Annotated in this window: 17 protein-coding genes; 8 read left to right on the top strand and 9 right to left on the bottom strand. The window is 69.5% G+C overall.

Annotated features, from left to right (window positions below; genetic code table 11):
* Positions 1-22: 22 nt before the first annotated feature.
* The 3 genes from WME89_RS40720 (at position 23) to WME89_RS40730 (ending at position 4,031) form a co-directional block, all read left to right on the top strand.
* Positions 23-1,018, top strand: a complete 996-nt coding sequence (locus WME89_RS40720) for an aldo/keto reductase family protein (RefSeq protein WP_438004970.1) — start codon at positions 23-25, stop codon at positions 1,016-1,018.
* A 566-nt stretch (positions 1,019-1,584) separates the two neighbouring features.
* Complete coding sequence (locus WME89_RS40725) at positions 1,585-2,586, top strand: hypothetical protein (protein ID WP_438004971.1); 1,002 nt, start codon at positions 1,585-1,587, stop codon at positions 2,584-2,586.
* Positions 2,587-2,975: 389 nt separating this feature from the next.
* Positions 2,976-4,031: a protein-glutamine glutaminase family protein gene (locus tag WME89_RS40730; protein ID WP_438004972.1), complete on the top strand. Its 1,056-nt coding sequence runs from the start codon at positions 2,976-2,978 to the stop codon at positions 4,029-4,031.
* Between the two features lie 113 nt (positions 4,032-4,144).
* Here the strand turns inward: WME89_RS40730 and WME89_RS40735 are convergent, their stop codons facing one another.
* The gene (locus tag WME89_RS40735) at positions 4,145-4,828 is read right to left on the bottom strand and encodes a GNAT family N-acetyltransferase (RefSeq protein WP_438004973.1); all 684 of its coding nucleotides are present in this window, start codon (positions 4,826-4,828) and stop codon (positions 4,145-4,147) included.
* A gap of 149 nt (positions 4,829-4,977) precedes the next feature.
* Positions 4,978-6,576, bottom strand: a complete 1,599-nt coding sequence (locus WME89_RS40740) for a S10 family serine carboxypeptidase-like protein (protein ID WP_438004974.1) — start codon at positions 6,574-6,576, stop codon at positions 4,978-4,980.
* Positions 6,577-6,712: 136 nt separating this feature from the next.
* On the opposite strand from WME89_RS40740, the gene WME89_RS40745 reads away from it, so the two are divergent.
* Positions 6,713-7,330 (top strand): glutathione peroxidase, encoded by a 618-nt coding sequence (locus WME89_RS40745; RefSeq protein WP_438004975.1) that lies wholly within the window; start codon positions 6,713-6,715, stop codon positions 7,328-7,330.
* Between the two features lie 147 nt (positions 7,331-7,477).
* Positions 7,478-9,544: a hypothetical protein gene (locus WME89_RS40750; protein WP_438004976.1), complete on the top strand. Its 2,067-nt coding sequence runs from the start codon at positions 7,478-7,480 to the stop codon at positions 9,542-9,544.
* Between the two features lie 71 nt (positions 9,545-9,615).
* Here WME89_RS40750 and WME89_RS40755 read toward each other — a convergent pair whose 3' ends face one another.
* The 6 genes from WME89_RS40755 to WME89_RS40780 all read right to left on the bottom strand — a co-directional run bounded on the left by WME89_RS40755 (position 9,616) and on the right by WME89_RS40780 (position 15,682).
* Complete coding sequence (locus tag WME89_RS40755; RefSeq protein WP_438004977.1) at positions 9,616-11,058, bottom strand: DUF5050 domain-containing protein; 1,443 nt, start codon at positions 11,056-11,058, stop codon at positions 9,616-9,618.
* A gap of 306 nt (positions 11,059-11,364) precedes the next feature.
* Positions 11,365-11,742, bottom strand: a complete 378-nt coding sequence (locus tag WME89_RS40760; protein WP_438004978.1) for a DUF1304 domain-containing protein — start codon at positions 11,740-11,742, stop codon at positions 11,365-11,367.
* A 117-nt stretch (positions 11,743-11,859) separates the two neighbouring features.
* Positions 11,860-12,618: a hypothetical protein gene (locus tag WME89_RS40765; RefSeq protein ID WP_438004979.1), complete on the bottom strand. Its 759-nt coding sequence runs from the start codon at positions 12,616-12,618 to the stop codon at positions 11,860-11,862.
* A gap of 326 nt (positions 12,619-12,944) precedes the next feature.
* Positions 12,945-13,553: a hypothetical protein gene (locus WME89_RS40770; protein ID WP_438004980.1), complete on the bottom strand. Its 609-nt coding sequence runs from the start codon at positions 13,551-13,553 to the stop codon at positions 12,945-12,947.
* Complete coding sequence (locus WME89_RS40775) at positions 13,550-13,750, bottom strand: hypothetical protein (protein ID WP_438004981.1); 201 nt, start codon at positions 13,748-13,750, stop codon at positions 13,550-13,552. Before WME89_RS40775 ends, WME89_RS40770 begins: the two co-directional genes overlap by 4 nt.
* Positions 13,751-14,071: 321 nt before the next feature.
* Entirely contained in the window at positions 14,072-15,682 is a 1,611-nt protein-coding gene (locus WME89_RS40780; RefSeq protein ID WP_438004982.1) for a hypothetical protein, read from the bottom strand.
* Positions 15,683-16,415: 733 nt separating this feature from the next.
* On the opposite strand from WME89_RS40780, the gene WME89_RS40785 reads away from it, so the two are divergent.
* The 3 genes from WME89_RS40785 to WME89_RS40795 all read left to right on the top strand — a co-directional run bounded on the left by WME89_RS40785 (position 16,416) and on the right by WME89_RS40795 (position 22,704).
* Positions 16,416-17,447: a hypothetical protein gene (locus WME89_RS40785; RefSeq protein WP_438004983.1), complete on the top strand. Its 1,032-nt coding sequence runs from the start codon at positions 16,416-16,418 to the stop codon at positions 17,445-17,447.
* A 152-nt stretch (positions 17,448-17,599) separates the two neighbouring features.
* On the top strand, positions 17,600-20,122 hold the full coding sequence (locus WME89_RS40790; RefSeq protein WP_438004984.1) for a DUF4215 domain-containing protein: 2,523 nt from the start codon (positions 17,600-17,602) through the stop codon (positions 20,120-20,122).
* A 179-nt stretch (positions 20,123-20,301) separates the two neighbouring features.
* On the top strand, positions 20,302-22,704 hold the full coding sequence (locus WME89_RS40795) for a glucosyltransferase-I (RefSeq protein WP_438004985.1): 2,403 nt from the start codon (positions 20,302-20,304) through the stop codon (positions 22,702-22,704).
* Positions 22,705-22,770: 66 nt separating this feature from the next.
* Here WME89_RS40795 and WME89_RS40800 read toward each other — a convergent pair whose 3' ends face one another.
* On the bottom strand, positions 22,771-23,295 hold the full coding sequence (locus WME89_RS40800; RefSeq protein WP_438004986.1) for a hypothetical protein: 525 nt from the start codon (positions 23,293-23,295) through the stop codon (positions 22,771-22,773).
* Between the last annotated feature and the right edge of the window lie 148 nt (positions 23,296-23,443).

Consider the following 23,443-nt stretch of genomic DNA (forward strand, 5'->3'; position numbering starts at 1 on the left):
GGCGTCGTGCTAGAGTGGCCCCATGAAGCATCGACATCTCGGCCAGAGCGGCCTGCTCGTCAGCGAGATCTCCTACGGCAACTGGATCACCCACGGCTCCCAGGTGGAGAAGGAAGCGGCGCTCGCCTGCGTGAAGGCGGCGCTCGACGAGGGCATCACCACCTTCGACACGGCGGACGTCTACGCCAGCACCCGGGCGGAGGAGGTGCTGGGCGAGGCCCTCGCCGGTCAGCGCCGCCAGGGGCTGGAGATCTTCACCAAGGTCTACTGGCCGACCGGCCCCGGGCCGAACGATCGCGGCCTCTCGCGCAAGCACATCGTCGAGTCGATCCACGGCAGCCTGCGCCGCCTGCGGACCGATTATGTGGACCTCTACCAGGCGCACCGCTACGACGTCGAGACCCCGCTGGAGGAGACGATGAGCGCCTTTGCCGACCTGGTCCGGCAAGGGAAGGTCCTCTACATCGGGGTCTCGGAGTGGACGGCGGAGCAGATCGAGCGCGGCGCGGCGCTGGCGCGCGAGCTGAAGGTGCCCTTCGCCAGCAACCAGCCGCAATACTCGATGCTGTGGCGGGTGATCGAGGCGGAGGTCATCCCCGCCAGCGAGAAGGTGGGCGTGGGGCAGATCGTGTGGTCCCCGATCGCGCAGGGCGTGCTCAGCGGGAAGTACCTCCCCGGCCAGCCGCCGCCCGAAGGCAGCCGCGCGACCGATGAGCTGGGCTCGCGGTTCATGACCAACTTCATGACCGATGACGTGCTCACCCGGGTGCAGAAGCTGAAGCCAATCGCGCAGGACGTCGGGCTGTCCATGGCCCAGCTCGCGGTCGCCTGGGTGCTGCAGAACCGCAACGTGTCGTCGGCGATCGTCGGCGCCTCCAGGCCGGAGCAGGTCCGCGACAACGTGAAGGCGGCCGGGGTGAAGCTGGACGACGCGATCATGAAGAAGATCGATGAGGTCCTCGGCGAGGTGGTGGTGCGGGATCCGAAGCGGACGGTGAGCCCGGCGAAGCGGCCGTGAACCGCAGCGGCACGCCGCAGCGTCGGTAGTCGAGCAGGTGCACGTCCGCCCGATCCGGACGTGCACCGCGGCTTGCTGGCCGTGAGACGGAGACGGGGAGAGCTTCTCACGGCGCGGGAGCGCGACCCGCGGCCCCGCACGCAACTTCCACGATCGACGTGATCACGTCGCTTCTGGACGTCAAGAAGACGCGGCGATCGTTCACAAGGAGATCCATGGCGGCTGGCCCCGTGCTCGAGCCCAGCTGTCCTCGCGTCTGAGGCTCATTCTGGACCGGTCGTTCCAGAATGGGCCGCTGGGGCCAGGGGTACGCGAGCCAGCCTGGCTCCCGCGCCGCGCGGACGACCTCGGACGAGCCCCCTCGAGCGCGCCGTGTACCTCGCGGGAGGCGCGACGAACAGCCTCCGTCACGCGCGACGAAACCGCGAACCCCGCGAACGGCCACCTGCGCGCTCGTCACCTGATGTCGGGATGATGTCGTGCGGCTTAACACGACTTAACAGCAAGCGGCCAGACGCTGCGCTATTCAGGCGGCGGGGGAAAACACCGCTGTCGGGAGAAGCCTTATGAGCGAGAAGAGCACCCTGTCCATGCACACCCATCCTCGTCGTCCGTCGAACGCTGCCCGGGCGGGCGTCGGCGCGGCGCTGCTGCTCCTCGGAGCCGTCGGCGCCGCCGCCTGCACCTCCGGCGTCGCCGAGGAGGAGGAGCCCCTCGGGGAGGCGAGCCAGCTCGGGAGCTACCATCTTCAGAGCCACTACACGGGCAACGTCGGGGATACCCGCGGCTGGATCATCGAGTGGAAGGTCCCCGCGCTCCTGAACGCGTCCACGGCCTGGGGCGCGGTGGGCGAGTGGTACTACAACCTCGAGTCCGGCATCTACCACAGCCCGGACGGGTGGTTCGTCTACTACTTCGGCGATGACGACGGGGTCACGGGGAATCACTCGAGCTGCAACAACCAGTGGGGCTCGGGTGGCACCTGCGGCGGCTCGCTCGGCAACCTGCAGCCCGGGCAGCAGGTCATCTTCAAGTACGAGTGGTGCACGCCCGAGCGCGTCGCGAGCGTGACCGGCACGCAGCTCTGCCTCTATGTCGACATGAAGGACGGCGCTGGCTACCAGTTCCTCGCCCAGGACGCGCGCAGCACCGTCGAGATGTACGCGCACGACGTCGAGCATTTCCGCGACGTCGGCCTGAACTACACCGAGCCGGCGATCTCCTGCGCGTCGCCCATCAAGATGGTTCGCCAGCAGCTGAAGACGACCTCGGGCGTCTGGCAGGACATGTCGGGCGCGAGCACCTGGTCGTTCTACAACGAGCCTCCGTACGTCTACCAGAACAAGAACCTCAGCGCGTCGCCGTCGACCTGGGAGGCCTGCAAGACCTGCGACAGCTTGTCCGCGTGGGCGTCGGGGCAGGTGTACACGCCTTCGACCCTGGTCAAGAACGGCAACCACATCTGGATGGCGAAGCAGCAGATCTGGTGGTCGCACCCGGACTGCTCGCCCAGCAGCCCGCTCTCCTGGTGCCCGGCCGAGTGGGCTGACCTCGGCGTCTGCCCCTGATCGCGGCCCCGCTCCCCACGACGCGCACCGGAGGCGACCGCCAGGCGCTCGCCTGTCGTCCCGGCCTCCAGTGCGCGTGACGCCGCCGGTCGGCGATAGCCGCTGCCCCATCCTTTCAGGCGACAACGCCGGACCGAGCTCGACAATGGGTGCTCGAGGCGCCGAGCCCGATCGTCTTCGCACCTCGTGACGCCTGGCCACGCGCAGCCGAAAAACGACGTCGCCGGGCGATCCGGGCGAAGGGCGACCGAGGTTGCTGGCATCCACCAGCAAACCGTCAGGTGTTGATCCGGGCCAGTCTTTCGAGGCGGCTCGTGTCTCGCACGCCCAGAGAGGAAATCATGAGACAGCCGCATCTCGCTCTGATGAAATTTTTCTGTGTCACGGCAATGGCCGTTGCCTCATCGGCCTGCGGCGGCGACGAGGGCCCCGCTTCCGGGGCTGATCTCGACATCGAGCCCTCGGACGTGGGAGCGCCGCTCGAGGAGAGCAACGGCAGCTGCCCGCTGACCGACGGTGCCCATTCGTTCAACGAGCTCAAGGGCTCGCTCGAGGACCTGCCGGTCGACTGCGTTCCCAGCTGGACCGAGGCGCAGCTGAGCGATGGGTTCGGAGCGATCCGCGACACGCGCTTGCAGGCGCTCGCCTTGCCGGACCAACCCGACTTTCCGCGGCGGATCCCCTGGCTCGAGCCCGAGAACGGCTGCGAGGAGCGGGCCCCGGCGGCGGTCTACATCCTCCACGAGTCGGGGTATCCGACGCCCTGGTATGCTCGAGTCCAGTCCAGGGCGAACGGGGGATTGACCCTGGTGACCGAGAACGAGCCGGACGGGTCGGTGTCGTGGAGCCACCATGTCGCGCCCGTGGTCCGGGTGGGCGGGCAGCTCATGATCCTCGACCCCGCCATCGATCCGGGCGGGCCTCTGCCGATCGCGCAGTGGCTCTCTCACTTCGTCGCGGGCCAGGTCGACATGGCCGTGTGCCGAGATCGCGCCGACGAGGACGGGTGCATCGACGCGGCGCCTGCGGTGCCGTCGCTCCCCAGCATGGTCCCCAGTCAAGGGATACGCGGGCGGCTGATCACCGAATGGCGCGTCCAGGAGCTCCTCGGGCGCGACCCGTACCGCGTCCTCGGCGACTGCCCGCCGTGGGGCGGCTGCCCCGCCGAGCCCGCGCCCGACCCGAGCCTGCCGCCGACCATCAGCCGGTTCGCGTCGGACCGCGACGTTGTCGTTTGGTATCCCCTCTACGTGATCGGGGACAACTTCGTCGAGGGCTTGACGACCGTGCGCATCGTCGGGAACGGCATCGACGAGCTGGCTCCCATCTCCAGGATCAACAAGCGCAGGATCCTGATCGAGGAGCCCTATCCGTCCGGCGTCTATCAGGTGACGGCGTCGAACGGAGCGAACGCCAGTCAGACCGTGACGGTGACGATCGATTGATCGCCCCGGGCTGAGGCATCTCCTCGAATTCTTCAGAAGATTCACAGGGAGGCGGGGAGGCGGGGAGGAAGAATCGTTTGATTGCCCCCTCGTGCTGCCGGCGCTCCCTTGCTTCAACGATCGGCGTTCACGCCCCTCGCCCGCTCGAGGAGACCTTCGCGAACGGCCGGCCACTCCTCGGCGAGGATGGAGAACGCCACCGTGTCGCGGACCGTGCCGTCGTCCCGCCGCTGGTAGCGGCGCAGGGTCCCTTCGTAGCGGGCGCCCAGGCGCGCAATGGCCTGCTGGGAGCGCACGTTCCGCACGTCGGTCTTCAGCTGCACGCGACCGGCGCGGAGGACATCGAAGGCATACGCGAGCAGCTGCAGCTTCGCGTCGGGGTTGACCTGCGTCGACCAGACCGCGGGCGTATACGCGGTGCCGCCGATCTCCAGCCGAGCATCTCGGGGGGACACCTCGAGATACGACGTGGTGCCCACGACGGCGCCTTCCGGGAGACCAGCGTAGGGGCGCAGAAGGCGCACGATCCACACGAAGAAGCCCTGCGCCTGCCTGGCCCTGAGGCCCGCGACGGCCGCGCCGGGATCCTGCGGACGGCCGGCGAGATGGCGCCAGACAGCGTCATGGTCCAGCGCCCGGAACAGCGGCTCGGCGTCACGGTCAGGGTCACAGGGCGAGAGCTCGACGACATGCCCGGGGAGCCGGATGCCGGGCGCCGGCGGCCACTGCATGACCGGCCATGCTGTGTCCTCCGGGCGAGCGTCGACGATCGGGGAGAAGCGGTCGCTAACCGTCATGGGAGGGAGAGAGAATCCAAACGCCTCGGAAACGTCAAGCCCCAACGGCGGGACCTGCCCCGGGCTGGCAGGACATTCTTTGCCATGCGATCCAGCCCTCCTGGAAAGCGACGCGCGCTCGCCGCGTGATCGCCCACTGCCGTCGTGCGCTACGGGGCCGACGCGCCGGTCGCGGCGAGCCACGCCTCGACATCCTCGGCGAGCTCGCGCGGGGCGCCCACGGAGACCTCGTGTCCCGCCTCGTAGGTCGGAAAGCGGAGCGACACACCCCCGGCGCCGTTCCGGAGGTGAAGGACGCCAGGGCGCGCGGCCCCCTCGGGCAGCGACGTGTCGAGCTCGACGTCGAAGGTCAAGTGCTCCTCGAGGATGGCCGGCAACGCCTCCGTGTAGACCACCGCGTCGTAACGGGCATTGGTGATGAACGTCGCGGTGCGCCCGATGATGCCGTCGAACACGGCGAACATCCTGATCTCGACCCCATCCCCTGTGCATGGTGGCGCAAAGGGCAGCCAGTACGCGTCCGCGGCGTCGAGCTCGCCGAGCTCGGCGCGAAGGTCGGTCTCGCTCGCCGCCACCTCCGCGGGGTCGGCGCGCGAGAAGGAGCGGAAGGACGGCCCCCGTGCCGGCGGCGCGAGCCCGGTGATGCTGGAGAGGTCCACGCCGAGCAGGGTCTCCAGGTGCCCGGGGTTGCGCATCGAGCGCGCGGCGTGCTCCCCGATGGAAGCTGCCTGCTGCTGGGTGAGCCGTACGTCGTAGACGTCCCTCACACTCGGGGCGATGAAGATCGGGACGAGGTCCGGGTCCCTCGCCGCGAGCGGACTCTGGTAGTCGCGCTGCCGCGTCCCGAAGATGCTGGGCTGAATCAAGAGCTGCCAGCCGAACTGCTCGGCCACTTCATGCGGCGCTCGCGGGACTCCGGCATGCGTCGGGAAGGCCAGGTCGAGGTGAGCTTGCACCTTCTCCTGGAGCCACGAAGGCGCGACCGACATCACACCCGTGCTGTCCGAGGTGAGGGTGTAGTTATGCAGCATATAGAGCATCAGCGCAGCGCGCGTGCCGCCGTAGCTCTCGCCGGCGATGACGACCGGGTTGTTGCGCAATGCCTTGTGCGTGTCGAGGAACTCGAGCAGCAGGTAAATGAAGTCGGCGGCGTCTGCGACGTGGAACTTGCCGCTGCTGCCCTGGCACGCCAACGGATCGGGCAGCGCGAGGTCGTAGGAGAAGCCGGTGCTGCGAGCGTCGACATAGAGCAGGTTGGCGAAGCGCGCGTACGACGCGTCGTTCGCGACCGGCGCGGCGTCGGTAGGGGCTGCGGGATCCAGCGTGAACGGGCCGGTGCCGTAAGGCAGGAGGACGCTGGTGGTCGCGCCACCGGGGCCGCCGTTGAAGAACACGAGGAGGGGCGCTCGCTCCGGATGCTCGGCGGCTGGCACGAACGAGTAGAACATCCGCGACGTCCAGCTCGGGCCGAGCGTCGGCGAGCCCGGAACCTCGATGAAGCCGGCTTCGGGGAGATCGCTGCCGGTCGGATCTTCGGCGCCGCCGGTTCCACCTGAGCCGCCGGCGCCCCCTGGGCCGCCGGCTCCACCTGAGCCGCCGGTTCCACCTGAGCCGCCGGCACCCCCTGAGCCGCCGGCACCCCCTGAGCCGCCGTCGCCTCCTGGGCTGTCGCTGGATCCACCGCAGCCCGAGACGGTGAGCGCGAGGACCGTCGCGAGAGCCCCGAGACGACAGAGACGAGCGAGCATGGCGGTGAGTGGACGCTGCCTGCCGACGCCATCAAGAAATCGAGAGCGCTCGGGTGGACGCGGCAGCTCCGACGCGCCGCGCCGGCGCGCGCGTTCCTGCTCGACGCCGCCCGGAGGCGCGGCTATCCACTCCGTCATGGAAAGCTCGCCGCGCGCGCTCCGGTGCGGACTCGCCCTGGCCACCTCGATCGCCCTCGCCTGCGTGGTGGGCTGTGGAAAGGACGTCCAGCAGCCGTCGCCGGAGCTCACGCCCGGCGCCGCTCAGGAAGGAAAGGCCATGTCGCTCCACGACTTCACCGTGAAGACCATCGACGGACAGGACCGCTCCCTCGGCGACTACCGGGGCAAGGTGCTGCTCGTGGTGAACACCGCATCGGAGTGCGGCTACACGCCGCAGTACGCGGGGCTCGAGGCGCTCCACGATCGGCTCGAGGACCGTGGGTTCTCCGTCCTCGGCTTCCCCTCGAACGATTTCGGCGCGCAGGAGCCAGGGACCGACGCCGAGATCGCCTCTTTCTGCTCCACGAAGTACGGCGTCAGCTTCCCCATGTTCTCGAAGATCCCGGTCAAGGGCGGCAGCAAGCACCCGCTCTATGCCTTCCTCACGCAGTCCGCGCCCGCCGGAGAGGTGAAGTGGAACTTCACCAAGTTCCTGATCGGCAAGGACGGGTCGGTGATCGCGCGGTTCGAGTCGTCCGTGACGCCGGACGACCCGAAGCTCACACAGGCGATCGACAAGGCGCTCGGCGGCTGAGCGCCGGCGCCGCCGCGCACGCAGACCGGCGCTGCGCGGCGCGGGGCCGCTTCCACGAGCGACTGCGAGAGGGGCCGCCGGCTCGGGATCTTTGCAACCGGCATGAACAGCCGCCCTGTCGGCGCGAAACCCGATAGACTGCGATGCGTGGACGCCACGAAACACAACGTCGCGGAGCGGCCCGCGTCGATTCCGCCTTCGGCCACGTACAACCCCGAGCACGGCACGTTCGAGCTCGTAGAGACCGACGCCGACGGCCGTCCCTCCGGTGAGCGCTGCGTGTACCGCGCGAGCGACGGCTCGCTGCTCTCGCGCTGCCGCTACGCGGACGGGGTGAAGGACGGGCCGTTCACCGTGTTCCACCCGAACGGTCAGCCCGCGCAGCGCGGGCGCTACCGGGGCGGCCAGCTCGACGGCGAGCTGGTGCTCTACGGCAGCGACGCCCCGACCGAGCTCAAGCTGCGATCGTGCTGTGTGCCGCCCGGCGCCTGGGAGCTGCGAGCGCAGTATCGGCAGGGGCGCGTCGCGCGCCAGGTGTTTCACGACCGCGCCGGATACCCGATCTCCTCGGACGGCTCGCGCTGGCCCGACAGGCCCGCCGGCGCCGCCGAGGACGCGGAGTACGACCAGGGCTCGCAACGCTGGCTGAGCAGCGAGGAGGACGAAGCCTCGGGCGCGGTCGTCTACCGCTACGTCACGCGCGAGGGCAAGCCCTCTCAGGAAATCGAGATCCGCGCTGGCGCGCGCTGGCGCGAGCTCCAGTACGACGCGCTGGGCCGCCCTTCGGAGGAGCGGCACTTCGACCCCCAGGGGCGCTTCCACGGCCCCTCCGTCCGCTGGTTCCCCGATCCGGACGCGAGCCCTTACCTCGATCCGCGCCTCTGCGAGGAGCGCGGTCAGTACTGGCACGGTCACCCCGTCGGGGCGTTCACGTGGCTCGACGCGGCCGGGGCGCCGGTCGTCCGGCGCGAGCTCGGCGAGGCCCTCGACGAGGCCAGCCTCGGCGCGTCGCCCGCGCTCGCCGAGGACCTCGCGGCGTGGGACGCCGAGCGCGCCTGGGCGCTCGCGCGAGAGCTCTTGCAGGGCGGCCGCGCGCGCGAGGCCTGCTGCGCCGCGGCCCGCGCGGCGGTCCCTGGGGGCGAGCGCGAGAGGCTCGTCGAGTTCCTGCGGGACGCGACGCTGCGGCCGAGGCCCGAGGTCGCGGACCGGCGCGGGCGAGCGCTGCTCGAGACGTCCAGCGCGACAGCGCTCGGCGTCCTGGACGAGCTGTTGCTCGGCGCCGAGCCCAGCGCGGCCTACCGCATGCTCGCCGCCCTCTTGCCGGGCTCGCGCCGCGTCGCGCTCTCGCTCGTCGAGGCGGCGCTGCTGCTCGAGCCCGAGCGCCGCTCGGCCTGCGTCACGCGCGCGCTCCTGCGCATCGAGCTCGGCGACACGCGCGGGGTGCTCGAGGACGCCGACCGCATCGAGCCGGAGGCCGCCGGCGTGGCCGAGCACCTCAGGACCTTCGTGCGGCTGCTGTTCCCGGAGTTTTCTTTCTGGCCGGCGCGCCAGGCCATCGATCCAGTGCCCGGCGAGGCATCGGAGACGGTCGAGCTCGACCAGCCGATCGAGCAGGTCCGGCAGAAGATCCAGCTCTACGCCACCCGCTTGCTGCGCCTGCGCGAGGCCGTGCAGCGCAGCCTGCCGGGCGCGGAGCCCTGCCCGTGGCTCCCGCCCGACCTGTCGCACGTGCTGCCGGACGGGCCGGTGGAGCTCGCGCGGAGGGCGGCGACATTGACCGAGGAGACCGAGAACGGCGTGGAGACCGTCGAGCTCACCGTGGACGAGACGCTCGACACGGGAGCCCTGCCTGTCTCTCTCCTGATGCGCAGGGCCCGCGCCGAGTGGGCCGCCCTCTGCTGGCTTTGCTGGTCGGCCGGCCTCGATCGCGTCGCCTTGCCGGAGCGCATCGCGCACCGGCCCGACTTCACGGCGGCGGTCAACATGTCGCTCACACGCGCCTTCCGCGCGCGCGACCAGCTGCAGACCGGCGGGCTCGTCAGCCGGTCGCGCGGCGTGCCAGAGTTCGTCTGGGAAGGGCACGCCATCGGCGAGCTCGACCCCTCGCTCGCGGCGATCGCGGCCGACGAGTACTTCGAGATGCGCTGCGTCTTCGCGTGGCTCCTGTTTCCGGAGAACCTCTCCCCGTTCCAGAGCGACATCCGCGCGGCGTGAGCCGCTTCAGGGCGGCTCGTCGGGCTCGCCCTGCTGCCGCGCGCTCGCCGTCGCCGCCGGGACGCGGACGATCAAGGCGCGTTGTAGGACACGACTTGACCCTGGTAGCGGTTGTCGCCGGCGTTGGACCAGAACACGCCCTGACCTTCCGGGGCGATGATGCGCCAGGCGACGGGCTGCCCGAGCGCGAGCACGACGGTCCTGTTGCCCTCGAGATCGTGCGCGTTGATGCTGCGGTTACCGCTCGTGTCCGTCGAGAAGAGCGTCGTGCCCCGGATGGCCAGCCCCGTCATCGAGCCTCCCTGATGGACCAGGGTCTTCTGCCCGCCGGCGATGGGCGCCTTGAACACGCCGCCGTCGCCGACGTTGGCCCAGTAGACGAACTCCGCGTCCACCGCGATCCCGGCCGGCTCGGCCTCGTTCTCGGCGATGACGGTCACCTCCCCGCCTGATTTCGCCACCTTGTAGACCTTGTTGGTCACGGCGCCGCCGGTCCAGTAGATGTTCTCTGCGTCCTGCGCGAGGTGCGCGGGCTTCCCGGCGTCGGACGCGAGGAGGACGGGCTCGCCGCCGTCGAGCGGTATCGTGTAGAGGTTCTCTCCGCTGCCGTCGCCGAAGTAGAGGGCCGACGCGTCGCCGACGACGCTCACGACATAGCCTACCTCGACCAGCGTCTCCACCTCCAGGCTCGCCTTGTCGACGCGCCGGAGCGCCGAGGGGATCACCGGATCATCGTCGCCGCCGCTCGCCCAGTACACGTGGGAGTCGTTGACCCACAGCGCCTTGGGATCGGGATCGGCGGGGATCATCGCCTCCGCCTCGGCGGTGCCCGGCTTCGCGCGGTAGATGTAGCCGTCGTTGTTGTCCCCGGTCGCGACGTCCTCTGTGCCGCCGCTCGCGAAGTAGAGGAAGGTTTCGTCGGCGGCCAGAGCGCTCGGGTAGCGGTGCTGGCTCGCCATCGAGGTCGGCAGGATCATCCCGGGGTAGAAGCTGGAGAGGCGGTCGGCCTCCGTGACGACGCTCTCCCTGGAGACGTCGTGCCGCGCGAGCGGCGCGTGGTCGTCCGAGCCCTCCTGAGCGGTGAAGCCGTAGGCGTCGAGGACCGTGTTTTCGCCCAGCGCCGCCTTGAGCTCGATGGTGATCGGCAGCGTGAGCGTGATCGGCTCGTCGAAGGTGTGGCCCTCCGGGCCGAGGACGTACATGGGCCCCACCGCGCCCTCGGGGGCGTCCTCGACGCGCTCGATGGTGATCACCGTCTCCTCGCTCACCGCGCCCGGCGGCACCTCGATCGTGAAGCCGTCCTCCGCGGTGAAGGTCCCGCCCTGCGCGTCGACGGAGAACTGCTCGCCGGACTCCGGCTGCGCGCCGGTCCCCGACGTGGCGCCGCCGCCCGCATCGCCGCCGCCCGCATCGCCGCCGCCGGTGCCCCCGTTGCCCTTCTCCGTCCCTCCGCACGCCGCGCCGCTCAGCGCAGCAGCCGTGCACGCCAGCACCACCAACAAGGTCCTTTTCATCGTCTCGCTCCTCCGCGGGCGGTCGTCGCCGCCATGTCATGGAAGGCCATGGTCCTGCCGAGCTCGCCAGAGGCGCGGCTGCGGCATCACCATTGATCCAGGCAACAGCGTAGCGCCCGTTCGGCTCGTGGCGAGTGAGCCAGAGCACGCGAGAACATACAGTCTTCACCCGTCAGGGTTGTCCCAGGTAGGTTACAGCCTTCACCCATCAGGGTTGGCCCATGTGTGCAGTCGCACCGCGAGTCGCCGGCTCATGCGTCGGCGGGGCGAGGCGACGGCGGATGCCGGCGGCCGAGCCGCTTCGCTCTAGCCGCTCGCCTGATGTGCGAGCAGCACCAGGGCGAGGCCGATGACCGATGGGACGGTCTGCACGAACAGGATGGATCGCTTTGCCGTCGCGGCGCCGTAGACACCGGCGACGGCCACGCAGAGGAGGAAGAATGTCTGGATCTGCCATGCAAAGGCGTCGTTCGGGTGGAGGACGCCCCAGAGCAGGCCCGCGGCGAGGAACCCGTTGTAGAGCCCCTGATTGGCCGCCAGCGGCGCGGTGATCGCGGCGATCTCGGGGGTCGTGCCGAACGCTCTGTACGCGCGTTCCGAGCGCCACAGGAACATCTCCATGACGAGGATGTAGATGTGAAGGACCCCGATCAACGCGACGACGATCCGAGAAGCGGTCAGCATGCGGCCCACGCTACCATGCGCGCCCGGGCAGCGTGCGCCTCGCGGAGCTCGCGGGCCCCGTTCGGCCGCGGCGGGGAGCCTCGTGGCGCCCTGCCCGCGCCGCGCCAGGCGGTGCGATCAGTAGGTCAGCGAGACGGTCTTGCAGCCGAGGCCAAAGGCGCTGATCGGCCCGCGCTCGGCGATGAGATGCACCAGGTTGGCGACCTCGTGCACCCCGCAGCGGGTGTCCTCGAAGGCGGTCCCGCCGTCGCCGCCGGCGCCCTCGGGTGACGTGACCGGCCCGACACGGACGCGCTGGGCGCCGGGATCCCCCTCCACCAGGAGCGGCGCGCAATCGATGACGAGGCGGTCCAGGAAGCTGCCAGCCCGGCCGCTGAAGCCCACGACCACGTGATGCTCAGGGCACATCATCTCCCACGGAGCGGAGCCGAGGGTGCCCTCGCTGGGGGTGAGGTCGCCGGGGGTCGTGGTGATTGTATACGGGCCAGCTCCGGTGAGGCTCAGCTTGCCGCACCGCGCCTGGATCTCGCCGTGGAGGATCGAGGGATCCGGCTCCGTGAGGCTCCCTTCGTAGCCAACGATGACCTCTCCCTCCGGGCATTCGTGCACGACCGGGGTGCCCGTGTTCGCATCGCCGCGCAGCGGGGTGAAGATCTGGTCCGTGAGGGCGAGGCCGCTCGGCGCCGAGCACGCGCCGCCCTCGCACGCCGCGCCACCAGCACCGGGCGCATCGCTCCCGGCGTCGGGTGCGGCGCCGCCGCGCCCCCCTGCGCCTCGGTCGTCGAACGTGAGGCCGTCGAGCCCGGAGATCGCGGTGCACCCGGCGAGGAGGAGGGCGGAGATCAGCGCGGAGAGGCCGAGGGCGTGGCGCGTCACGGAGGAGCTGAACAGGGGGTCGAGGCGAGCCGGCCCGACACAGGCCCGCGCAGCGAGGGGACGGCGCCGCAGCAGCGCGGACGCTGGGACGACACCATCCGGGGGCGAGGGGGGAGCTCGGGCATCGCAGGTCACGCCGGTGCGCGTGGGCCAACGAAACCTATCACAAACCGCGGTGCGCTCGCACGCCCCTTCCATCGGAGCGCAGGCCTGGGTCCCACGCGCCCATCGAGGATGTGCTCGAGGCCCTGGTTGCGGACACGCCCCTCGCCCGCATCTCCATCACGCGGGAGCGCGGCCCGCCAGGGCGGGCTCGAGCTCTGCGCTCACTCGCACATATCCTCTTTCGTCATGCAATATCCGTTCAAGCAACCAGAGACCGTGCTTGTGTCGCCCGGGCACTGGACCCTCGGGCATTCGCGGGACGTCGTGCACTCGATCTGCGAGCATTCCTCGGCCGTCGTGCACTCCGGGCGGGGCGGGGACGACGCCGCCTCCGCCATGGCGAACCCAGCAGCCAGGGAGCAACCGGACGATGCATCGGGTTTCTTCTTCTCAGCCTCGTCGATGGCCTGCTGCAAGCGCTCGGCCTCTTCAGAGCACGGGAGATCCTTCGGCCTTTCGTCGCTGCCGAGCTCTTCACAGGTAGAATGCTGCACCACGCAGACCGTGAAAGACTCGTACCTCTCGATCACCGGTCCGCAGACATCGTCTTGCTTCAGCGCATCGAAGGCCGGGGCGAGCTCGGCCGCGCACTGCTCCACCGTCTTGCCCTCGCCCAGCTCTCCGCACTCGGCCGCCTTGCCGCAAATGACCTCCAGCGGCGCCGTTTCGACCGGCGGCTGCTCTTCAGGCTCGTTTGGGCAACCCGGCAAGGTCACCGCGAAGAGGCCGAAGAAGGGGGCGCAGAGGAGGATATTCTTGATCGTTTTCATGGCTTGTTCTCTACTTTCGTTGTCAGCTCCGGCGAGCCGGGCTGGTCGAGCGTAAGAGCAACCGGCGTACCGCCCTCGGCGCGAGGGGCCTGCCGATGAAAATCGGTATTGCGCGCGGCGATCTCACGGCAAAGAGCGGTCGCCCCGCGGCCAGCTCGCGCGCCCTGGGCCGGCGTGCGCGCGGCAAGCTTTGCCATCGTGGCAAAGCTTGCCAGCAAAGCTTGCCAGCAAAGCTTGCCATCGCGCGTCGTTGCCCGCGCCCCGCCACGATGGAGACGCCTGGTCCGCGGACTGGCAGACAGGGAGCTGGCTGCACGCCGTTGTGGGGAAGCGGGCCGCACGACGTCTTCGTTGTCGTCCAGGTCGTGGGCAACGAAGGCGGCGGAACGATACCGCTACGATGGTCGTGACTGGGAGGAGCGCTTCACGCCGCGCGCGTCGCGCGGCCCGGCGCGGAGCCGCGTCTCGGCGGCTCCGCGCGGAAGATGGCGGGGGGGATCAGGCTGAAGGGCGCGCGCTCAGTGGGTCGTCGAGCCGCCGAGCGTGGGGACGAGCTCCGCGCCTTCCAGGGGCGCATCGGCGCTGGCCGACGAGAAGGCGGCCCTGGCGGCCGCCGGGGAGCAGGCCTCCTCGCACGACTTCTCCTCGATGAAGCTCGTGAGGACCTGCGCGCGGTGGGGGAGGAACGTGAACTGGAGGGGCTGCGAGATCCGGCCCAGCTCGTCCACATGGACGAACCCGTTGGGCGCGGTGGTCGAGTGCGTCGGCCACAGGTGCAAGCCGCCGAGGTCGTCGCCGTTGCTCAGCTGGTGGCACCCGGCGCACGACTGGGTGGTGGCGCGATCGGCGGCGTCGTCCGCCGTGACTGCGTTGGGCCAGAGGCTACGATTCACGAGGATCGGAGCGAGCGCCGTGTCGATGTCCGCGATGAACGCGGTGTTCCCCTGCAGCTGCGGCCGATAGTCGTTCTCGGAACCGGGGCCCGCGATGCTCTCGCCCGAGTTGTAGTCGTCCGCGTTGGGCAGCGTGCTGAGCGAGATGTCGTTCTCGTCGTCGCCGAGCGGCACGAGCCCGTCGAGGGCACCGAGGAAGTCGCTCTGGAACGCTGCCCCGCGGGGGTCGCTCGGGTCGAAGCTGGCGCTGAACAGGCCGCGGAACGGGTTCTCCTTCACCGTGACCGGCTTGACGAAGAGCCTGACCGAGCTGTCGAGGAAGTCGGTGCCCACGTCGAGCTTGAACTCGCGGAGCGACCACGCCTGACCCGCGTCGCGGGCATTGCGCATGAACTGGTTCGTGCGGATCTGGCCGGCCCCGTCCACGAAATTGGACGCCTGGATGACCGGCGCGAAGCCGGGCAGGCCGTTGTAATAGAAGCCCTCGAGCGCGACGGAGCGCTGGGCCTCGGTCTTGGTCGAGAGGCTCGCCCAGAACTCGGCGACCGGGAGGCAGGCGGCGACGCCGCACTCGGGGTTCGGGTTCGGGAGCTTGGCCTCGAAGATGATGAAGTTGCGGTCGGTGTTGCTGGACGACTTCTTGGCGAAGACGATCCGGTACTCGCCGCAGTTCGAGCCGTCCACCGGCGCGAGGTCGAACCGGTTCACGAGCGCGACCGGCTCCATGAAGTGAGCCCCCGCGGGGTTGAACGGATCGGTGCCGGCGAGCACGCCCTCGTTCCTGGGGCACGTGTACGGGAACCCGTTGAGCTGGGCGGCGCCGTTGCTGTCGGTCTCGTCGTCGCAGTGGATGGCGTCAGGGTCGTTGAAGACGCGTTCCGAAGCTATGTTTCTGTTCTGCGTGTCCCACCAGCGCTGATAGAGCTCCAGAGGCGTCTGGTCGGAGCCGACGCTGGTGATGAGCTGCTGGAGGACGGAGCTGAGCGTGAACTCGAGCATGACGTTCGGGTCCGTCTCCTTCGTGACGAAGAGGGACTTCCGGAAGTCGATGGTCGGCACGGACGCGGGGCACGTCAGCGCCTCCGCGCTCTCGGCCGTGAGCTCCTGGGCCTCGCCGGCGGCGACGACGTCGTCGTCCACCGGATCGGCGCCGCCGCAGGCGCCCAGGGAGACCGACGCCGCGGCGCACATGACCGCTGCGATGAAGGGGAACTTGAAGACGAAACGAAGATGCATGATCGCTCCTGTGGAGTGAGGCGGACCGGGGTCGCTCCGGAGCGGCTCGCGCTCCGGAGGCGGCTCCGCCTCGCGCCGTATCCGCTCGGCCAGCCTCGTCGACGAGGCCCGGCCGCCGCAGCCCGGCTGGCGGGGCGCCATCGCAACCGGCGTGCCGCCCCGCCCTTCCAGCGGAACCGAGCGGCGGAGCCGACCGAGCGCGGCGCAGGAGCGGCTGCCGCGCGATCGAGCTCGCCCACGGGTCCAGCGTGCGATGGCAAACCTTGCCGTCATGGCAAAAATTGCCAGCCCTGAACGGCAGGGGATGGCAAGGCTTGCCATCGCGCCGCGCGCCCGCGCCGCCACGCGCCCGCGCCCGGACGCATCAACGCAACCTCTCCGCCACGCCGGCGACACTGGGTCTCGAGAGCTCGCTCCCGCGGGGCGCGGCTCGAGGCCTGGCGCCGGCTCCAGGTGGCTCGCATGGTCGTTGACGGCGACGGCGACGGCGACGGCGACGGCGACGGTGACGGCGACGGCGACGGCGACGGCGACGGCGGCGGCTACGGTGCCACGGTGCTCTCGCCCGCGTCGTGCGTCGCAGCGTGCCGGCTCGGGACATGCAGCTTGGCTCCGGGGTGTCGCCGCGCGCCTTCCGCTCCGGAGCGCCGCATCCGGCCGGCGGTCGCGCGGACGCTCGTCGGGCTCGGGCTCGACGTGGCGGGCCGGTTGGAGCGATGTTGGAGCGGAGGTGATGAGCTTGACCAGAACACGACGCGGTGGGCGCGCCGGGCTCGGCCTGGAGCTGTCGCTGTGCGCCGTGCTGCTCGGGGTCCACGCGGCGCCCGCGCACGCCGACGGGCAGCCGCCCAGGCCTCCGTGGCACCAGGGCGTCCCGGAGGAGCGCAAGCAGAAGGCAGAGCAGCTGTTCGAGGAGGGTCGGGCGCTGCACCGGAGCGCGATCCTCACGGAAGCGAGGGCGAAGTACGAAGAGGCGCTGCGCTACTGGGACCACCCCGAGCTGCGGGTCTACCTCGGGAGGGTGCTGATGCGCAGCGGGCTGCCGCTCCTGGCCCACGAGAACCTGCAGCAGGCGCTGCGGTGGGGCCCAGGCGCGCTCGAACCGCACCTCGAGGCGGAGGCGCGCGCGTCGATGAGCGAGCTCGTGCGGCGGGATCTCGCCATGATCGAGCTCCGCTGCGACGAGCCGGGCGCCACGGTGCTCCTCGACGGCAAGCCGTGGTTCGTCGGCCCCGGCGCCGAGCGGCGGCTGGTCCTCCCCGGAGAGCACGTCGTCACGGCGAGGAAGCAGGGGTACTACACCGTCGTCAGGCCCGTCGCCGTGCTCGCGGGCAAGCGGGCCTCGGGGACGCTCCGGCTGAGCGCAGACGCCGCGATCACCCAGCGCCGGTGGCAGGCGGCGTGGGCGCCCTGGGCGGTGGTCGGCGCGGGCGGGGCGCTCGGGCTGCTCGGCGCAGCGCTCACGTGGCAGGCCAACGAGCACCACGACGAGGCGGAGCAGGAGCTCCAGGGCCCCTTCCGCCAGGCCTGTGGGCTCGAGTGCGCGCCGAGCGGCGGCAGCGCGTACGACCGGGGCCGCCTGGAGAACGAGCTCGCCGTAGGCTCGTTCGTCGCGGCGGGAGCGGCCCTGATCACGGGCGGCGTCCTTGTGTACATGAACTGGCCGCGGTCGTACCGGACCGACGATCGAGGCGACGTCAAGATCGAGCTTGCGCCCGCCGTGTCGGGCAGCGCAGCGGGCCTGTCGACGCGGATCTCGTTCTGAGGCGGGCGGTCGACGTGGGCGGCGCGCGAGCGGGACAGGGGACGAGGCGCGCCCTGGCATCGGGGCGAAACGAGGGTGAGGAGATGATGGCGGAGCGGAGTTCATGTGTGCATGCGAGGCGGAGCGGCGCGGGGCGCTGCTCGGCGGGCGGCGTGGTTCGTCATCTCGCGGCGATGCTGTCGTCGATCGCCGTGGTGGTCGCCGCCGGAGCGTGCCTGAAGCCTGGGGGGCTCCCCTGCGGAGAGGGCTACTGCCCCAGGGGCTACGTGTGCAACGAGGCCGAGCGGTGCGTCGTCCCCTGCGGCGACGGCATCCCCGACGAAGCCGCCGGGGAGGCGTGCGACGACGGCAACCGGGAAGACGGTGACGGGTGCAGCTCCGACTGCCGGTCCAACGAGACCTGTGGCAACCGCATCGTCGATACGGCGAGGGACGAGGTGTGCGACGATGGGAACCGGGTCGCCGGCGACGGGTGCAGCTCCGATTGCCGGTCGAACGAGACCTGCGGCAACGGCATCACCGACGAAGTCGGCGGGGAGGCGTGCGACGACGACAACCGGGACGACGGCGACGGGTGCAGCTCCGACTGCCGGTCCAACGAGGCCTGTGGCAACGGCGTCGTCGACGCGGTGAGGGATGAGGTGTGCGACGACGGGAACACGGACGACCGCGACGGGTGCAGCTCCGATTGCCGGTCGAACGAGACCTGTGGCAACGGCATCGTCGACGCGGCCAGCGGGGAGACCTGCGACTGCGGCGCCGTCGATGTGCAGCCCACCGAGCGGCAGTGCGCCGCGCGGCAAAACTCGGCGGACGGCGGCTATTGCCGCGAGGACTGCAAGGCGCACTGCGGCGACGGGGAGGTAGCCCCGGAGGAGGCGTGTGACCCGGGGAAGCCCACCGATCTGCCGTCGTGCGCCAGCCTGCGCTACGACTTCGGTCACCCTGGCTGCTCCGCCTCGTGCGATAGCTTGTTGACGGATCGCTGCGGGGACTGGAACTGGCGTGAGCAAGAGTCCGGCACATCGGAATACTTGATCGGCGTCTGGGGAAGCGGCCCCGGAGATGTGTTCGCCGTCGATGAGTCTGGCACGCTCATGCATCACGACGGCAACCGCTGGAAGCGCGTGACCTCCCCGGGCATATCGGTCCGCCTGAAGGGCGTCTGGGGGAGCCGCCCCGACGACATCTTCGCTGTCGGTCAATCTGGCACGATCGTGCATTACGACGGCCACAGCTGGGAGCTCGTGCACGACTCGGACACAGCGGAGAACTTGAACGGTGTCTGGGGGAGCGGCCACGACGACGTCTTCGCTGTCGGTGAATCTGGCACGATCGTGCATTACGACGGCCACAGCTGGGAGCGCGTGCCCGACTCGGGCACCTCGGAAGAACTGTTTGGCGTCTGGGGAAGCAGCCCTGGCGATGTCTTTGCCGTCGGTTGGTCTGGCACGATCGTGCATCACGACGGCCACAGCTGGGAGCTCGTGCCCGACTCGGGCACCTCGAAGAGTTTGTATGGCGTCCGGGGAAGCAGCCCTGACGATGTCTTTGCCGTCGGCGACTCTGGCACGATCGTGCATTACGACGGCCAGAGCTGGCAGAGCGTGCCCGACTCGGGCACCATGGATGCCCTGAAAGCTGTCTGGGGCAGCGATAAAGACAATGTATTCGCCGTCGGTGATTTTGGCACGATCGTGCATCACGACGGCCACCGTTGGAGGTCCGTGCATTATTCGGGCGCATCGGGACATTTGCATGGTATCTGGGGGAGCAGCCCTGAAGATGTCTTTGCCGTCGGTGCGTATGGCACGATCTTGCATCACGACGGCCAGAGCTGGGAGAGCGCGCCATCCTCGGGCGTGTCGGGAGCCTTGGAGGGAGTCTGGGGAAGCGGTCCGGACGATGTATTTGCCGTCAGCCGTACAATCACCCATTTCGACGGCGAGAGCTGGGAGCCCGCGCCCTCCTCGGGCACATCGGAGGCTCTATTTGACGTATGGGGAAGCGGCCCAGAAGATGTCTTTGCCGTCGGTCATCTCGGCGCGATCGTGCATTACGACGGCCACAGCTGGGAGGCTGAGACCTCGGGCACATCACGAAGTTTGCATGGCGTCTGGGGAAGCGGCCCTGACCATGTCTTTGCCGTCGGCGATCTTGGCACGATCGTGCAGCGCGACGGCCACATCTGGACGCTCGTGTCCTCCTCGGGCACATCGAACGACCTGTATGGCGTCTGGGGAAGCGACCCTGACCATGTCTTTGCCGTCGGTAAATCTGGCACGATCGTGCGTCATGACGGCCATCGCTGGGAGCCCGTGCCCCCACTGGGCATAGAGGGAGATTTTCATGGGGTCTGGGGGAGCAGCCCTGAAGATGTCTTTGTCGTCGGCGATTCTGGCACGATCGTGCATTACGACGGCCATCGCTGGGAGCTCGTGCCCTCGTCGGGCACGTCGGAACATTTGCATGCCGTCTGGGGGACCGGCCCTGAAGACGTCTTCGCTGTAGGCCTTTCTGGCACGTTCGTGCACTACGACGGCGTCTCCTGGCTGCGAATCAATTCCACGACGAACCAGAATTTATATGATATCTGGGGCCACGCAGGCACCTCGTTCGTCGTCGGCGGTCGTGGCACGATCTTCCGCCACACCCGGGCCGGAGCCACACGGTAGGGCTCCGGCCCGGAGAGCCGCCGACGCCTCGCCGGCCTTGTGGTACCCGGAGCGAGCTGCCGGGAAGCCGGGAGAGGAAACAGCGAGGGAACATGCGGGCATGGCTACGAAGACGGGGCATGGACAGGAGCGGGAGCGTCACGGGCCCTCCGCGGGGAGGCTGGGCGCCTCGTCACGTCGTGGCGATCGTGTTCCTGACGGCGCTGATCGCGGTCACGGGCGCATGCCTCCAGGGCGGGCTCCGTTGCGGCGAGAGCTTTTGCCCGATCGACCATCGATGCGTCTCGGTCCCCGAGGGCAGCCTGTGTGTTGCCCCCGACCACCTCGATACGTGTGGCAACGGGGTTCTCGAGGAGGGCGAGGTCTGCGAAGACGGGAATACGAGCGACGACGACGGATGCAGCGCCGACTGCACGTCCGATGAGCGCTGCGGCAACGGCGTCGTCGATGCCGTGCGGCACGAGGTCTGCGACGACCGCAACGAGATGGACGGCGACGGATGCAGCGCCGACTGCACGTCCGACGAGCGCTGCGGCAACGGCGTCGTCGACGCCGCGCCGCACGAGGTCTGCGACGACCGCAACGAGATGGACGGCGACGGATGCAGCGCCGACTGCACGTCCGACGAGCGCTGCGGCAACGGCGTCGTCGATGCGATAGGCGAGGAGACATGCGACTGCGGCGCTGACGGGATCGATGCGACCGACCCGGCGTGCCGCGGGGAGCAGAACTCGGCGCTCCGCGGGTATTGCAGAGACGACTGCAAGGCACATTGCGGCGACGGAGAGCTGGCAGAGGACGAAGCCTGCGACACCGCGCTGTCCGTCATGACGTCCTGCTTCTACCTGCGCTACGATTTCGGCCGCCCGGGGTGCGTCAGCTCCTGCGATGACCTGTCCGCCGCTCCGTGCGGCAGCTGGAACTGGCGTCGTCAGGAGGCCGTCACATCGGAATGGTTGCGCGGCGTGTGGGGAAGCGGTCCGCAGGATGTCTTTGCCGTGGGCTCGAACGGCACGATCTTGCACTACAACGGCCAGAGCTGGCAGACCATGACCTCGCCCACATCGACATTCTTGTATGGCGTGTGGGGAAGCGGGGGGAATGATGTCTTTGCCGTGGGTGAAGAAGGCACGATCCTGCACTACAACGGTCGGAGCTGGCAAAGCGTGCCCTCGCCCACATCGACGTTACTGTCCGGCGTGTGGGGAAGCAGCTCACAGGACGTCTTCGCTGTGGGCAATGAAGGCACGATCCTGCACTACGACGGCCAGAGCTGGCAGGCCATGAGCTCGACTACATCGAGATCGCTGTCTGGCGTCTGGGGAATCGGGGGAAAGGATGTCTTTGCCGTGGGCGAAGGGGGCACGATCCTGCACTACGACGGCCAGCGCTGGCAGGCCATGAGCTCGCCGCCATCGCAGCAGTTGAGGAGCGTGTGGGGCAGCAAGAAAGATGATGTCTTCGCGGTGGGTGGCTACGACAGGCTCCTGCACTACAACGGACAGGAATGGCAGCGCATGACCTTGCCCACCTCGGAGGTGCTGTCTGGCGTGTGGGGGAGCCGGGGAGATGACGTCTTCGCCGTGGATATCAACGGCGCGATCCTGCACTACGACGGCCAGGAATGGCAGAGGATGAACGCGCCCACGCCCACGTCGTCGGAGCGTTTGTTCGGCGTGTGGGGGAGCGGGCCGCAGGACGTCTTTGCCGTGAGCGACAGGGGCACGATCCTGCACTACGACGGCCAGATGTGGCAGGACATGACCTGGCCCAGCTTGATACGGTTGTCTGACGTGTGGGGGAGCGGGCCGCAGGACGTCTTCGCGGTCGGCGGTAGCGGCACGATCCTGCACCACGGCGGTCAGGACTGGCAGGACATGACCTCGCCCACCTCGGAAGGGTTGTCTGGCGTGTGGGGGAGCGGGCCGCAGGATGTGTTTGCCGTGAGCGATGTGGGCACGATCCTGCACTACGACGGCGAATGGTGGCAGACCATGCTCTCGCCCATACCAGGGAGACGGCTGAATGACGTGTGGGGGAGCGGACAACAGGACGTCTTCGCCGTGGGCGATAAAGGCACGATCCTGCACTACGACGGCCAGGAATGGCAGGTCATGCGCTCGCCCACAGCGGAGTTCCTGTATGGCGTGTGGGGGAACGATGGGCGAGATGTCTTTGCCGTGGGCGACAAAGGCACGATCCTGCACTACGACGGCCAGGAATGGCAGGTCATGCGCTCGAACCCATCGGAAGAGCAAGTTTTGTCTGGCGTGTGGGGCAGCGGGCCGCAGGACGTCTTTGTCGTGGGCGATAACGGCACGATCCTGCGCTACGACGGCCGGGAGTGGCAGGACATGACCTTGCCCACGTCGGAATGGTTGGCCGGCGTGTGGGGCAGCGGGTCGCAGGATGTCTTTGCCGTGGGTGCGTTCGGCACGCTCCTGCGCTACGACGGGATCTCCTGGCTCAAGCTCAACTCCACGACAGACCGCGATCTTCACGCGCTGTGGGGCGCCGGGAGGACATCCTTCGTCGTCGGCGACGGCGGCGCCATCTACCGTCACACCCGGACGGCGCCGTGACGAGGCCCGTGACCCGACGCCAGTGGCACCTTCCCGGCGCTCCGCCGGGACGGGTGCTCCGGCGCGCTACTTACGCGGGCGAATCGACCGGCACACCGCCTCGGCCGCCTTGGGGTCGCTGCCGTTGACGTCTGCCCACGAGCAGCGGTAGTTGCCGGCGGCGATCTCCCGGTAGATGATGTGCGCCTTACCGCCTGACCGGCCCGGCTCGGCGCCCGGCGATGTCGGCATGTCGTACGTGAGCTCCCACCCGTCGGGCGTCACGACCTCGCGAAAGTTCGAGCCCGCGTGGCTCTGCTCGAGGCTCGCCTTCTCGGCTTCGAGCGAGGCACGCTGCGCGGGCTTGGCGATCTCGACGTAGTAGCCGTCGGGGCGGGTCAACACGACGCTCGGGCGCACGCCGCTCGGAAGGCCGCCGAGCCCACCGGGCCCGGGCAGCACCCCGTCGCTCTCGAGCGCGTGCGCCCCGTCGGCGCGATACTGGACGCCGTGGAAGTCTCTCAAGGCCCCCTTGCCATCGGTGCAGGCGGCACAGGCGAGCGCGAGCGCGAGCGGGGCGCAGAGGGGGCGCGGCGACTTCGTCGGGTTCACGCTCTCATGATAGCCGCGCCGCGCCCGTGTCCTCCAGCGCAGACGGCCGAACCCCGGCCAGATGACGCCAGGCTCCCTCGAGCGCCTCGCCTGCCCTGGCCACCGTGCTCGAAGCTGCCCGGCGAAGTCGGGCGCGCGTGGCGTGCTC

Origin of the sequence: Sorangium sp. So ce321, assembly GCF_051530195.1 — a bacterium.
GTDB lineage: Bacteria > Myxococcota_A > Polyangia > Polyangiales > Polyangiaceae > Sorangium.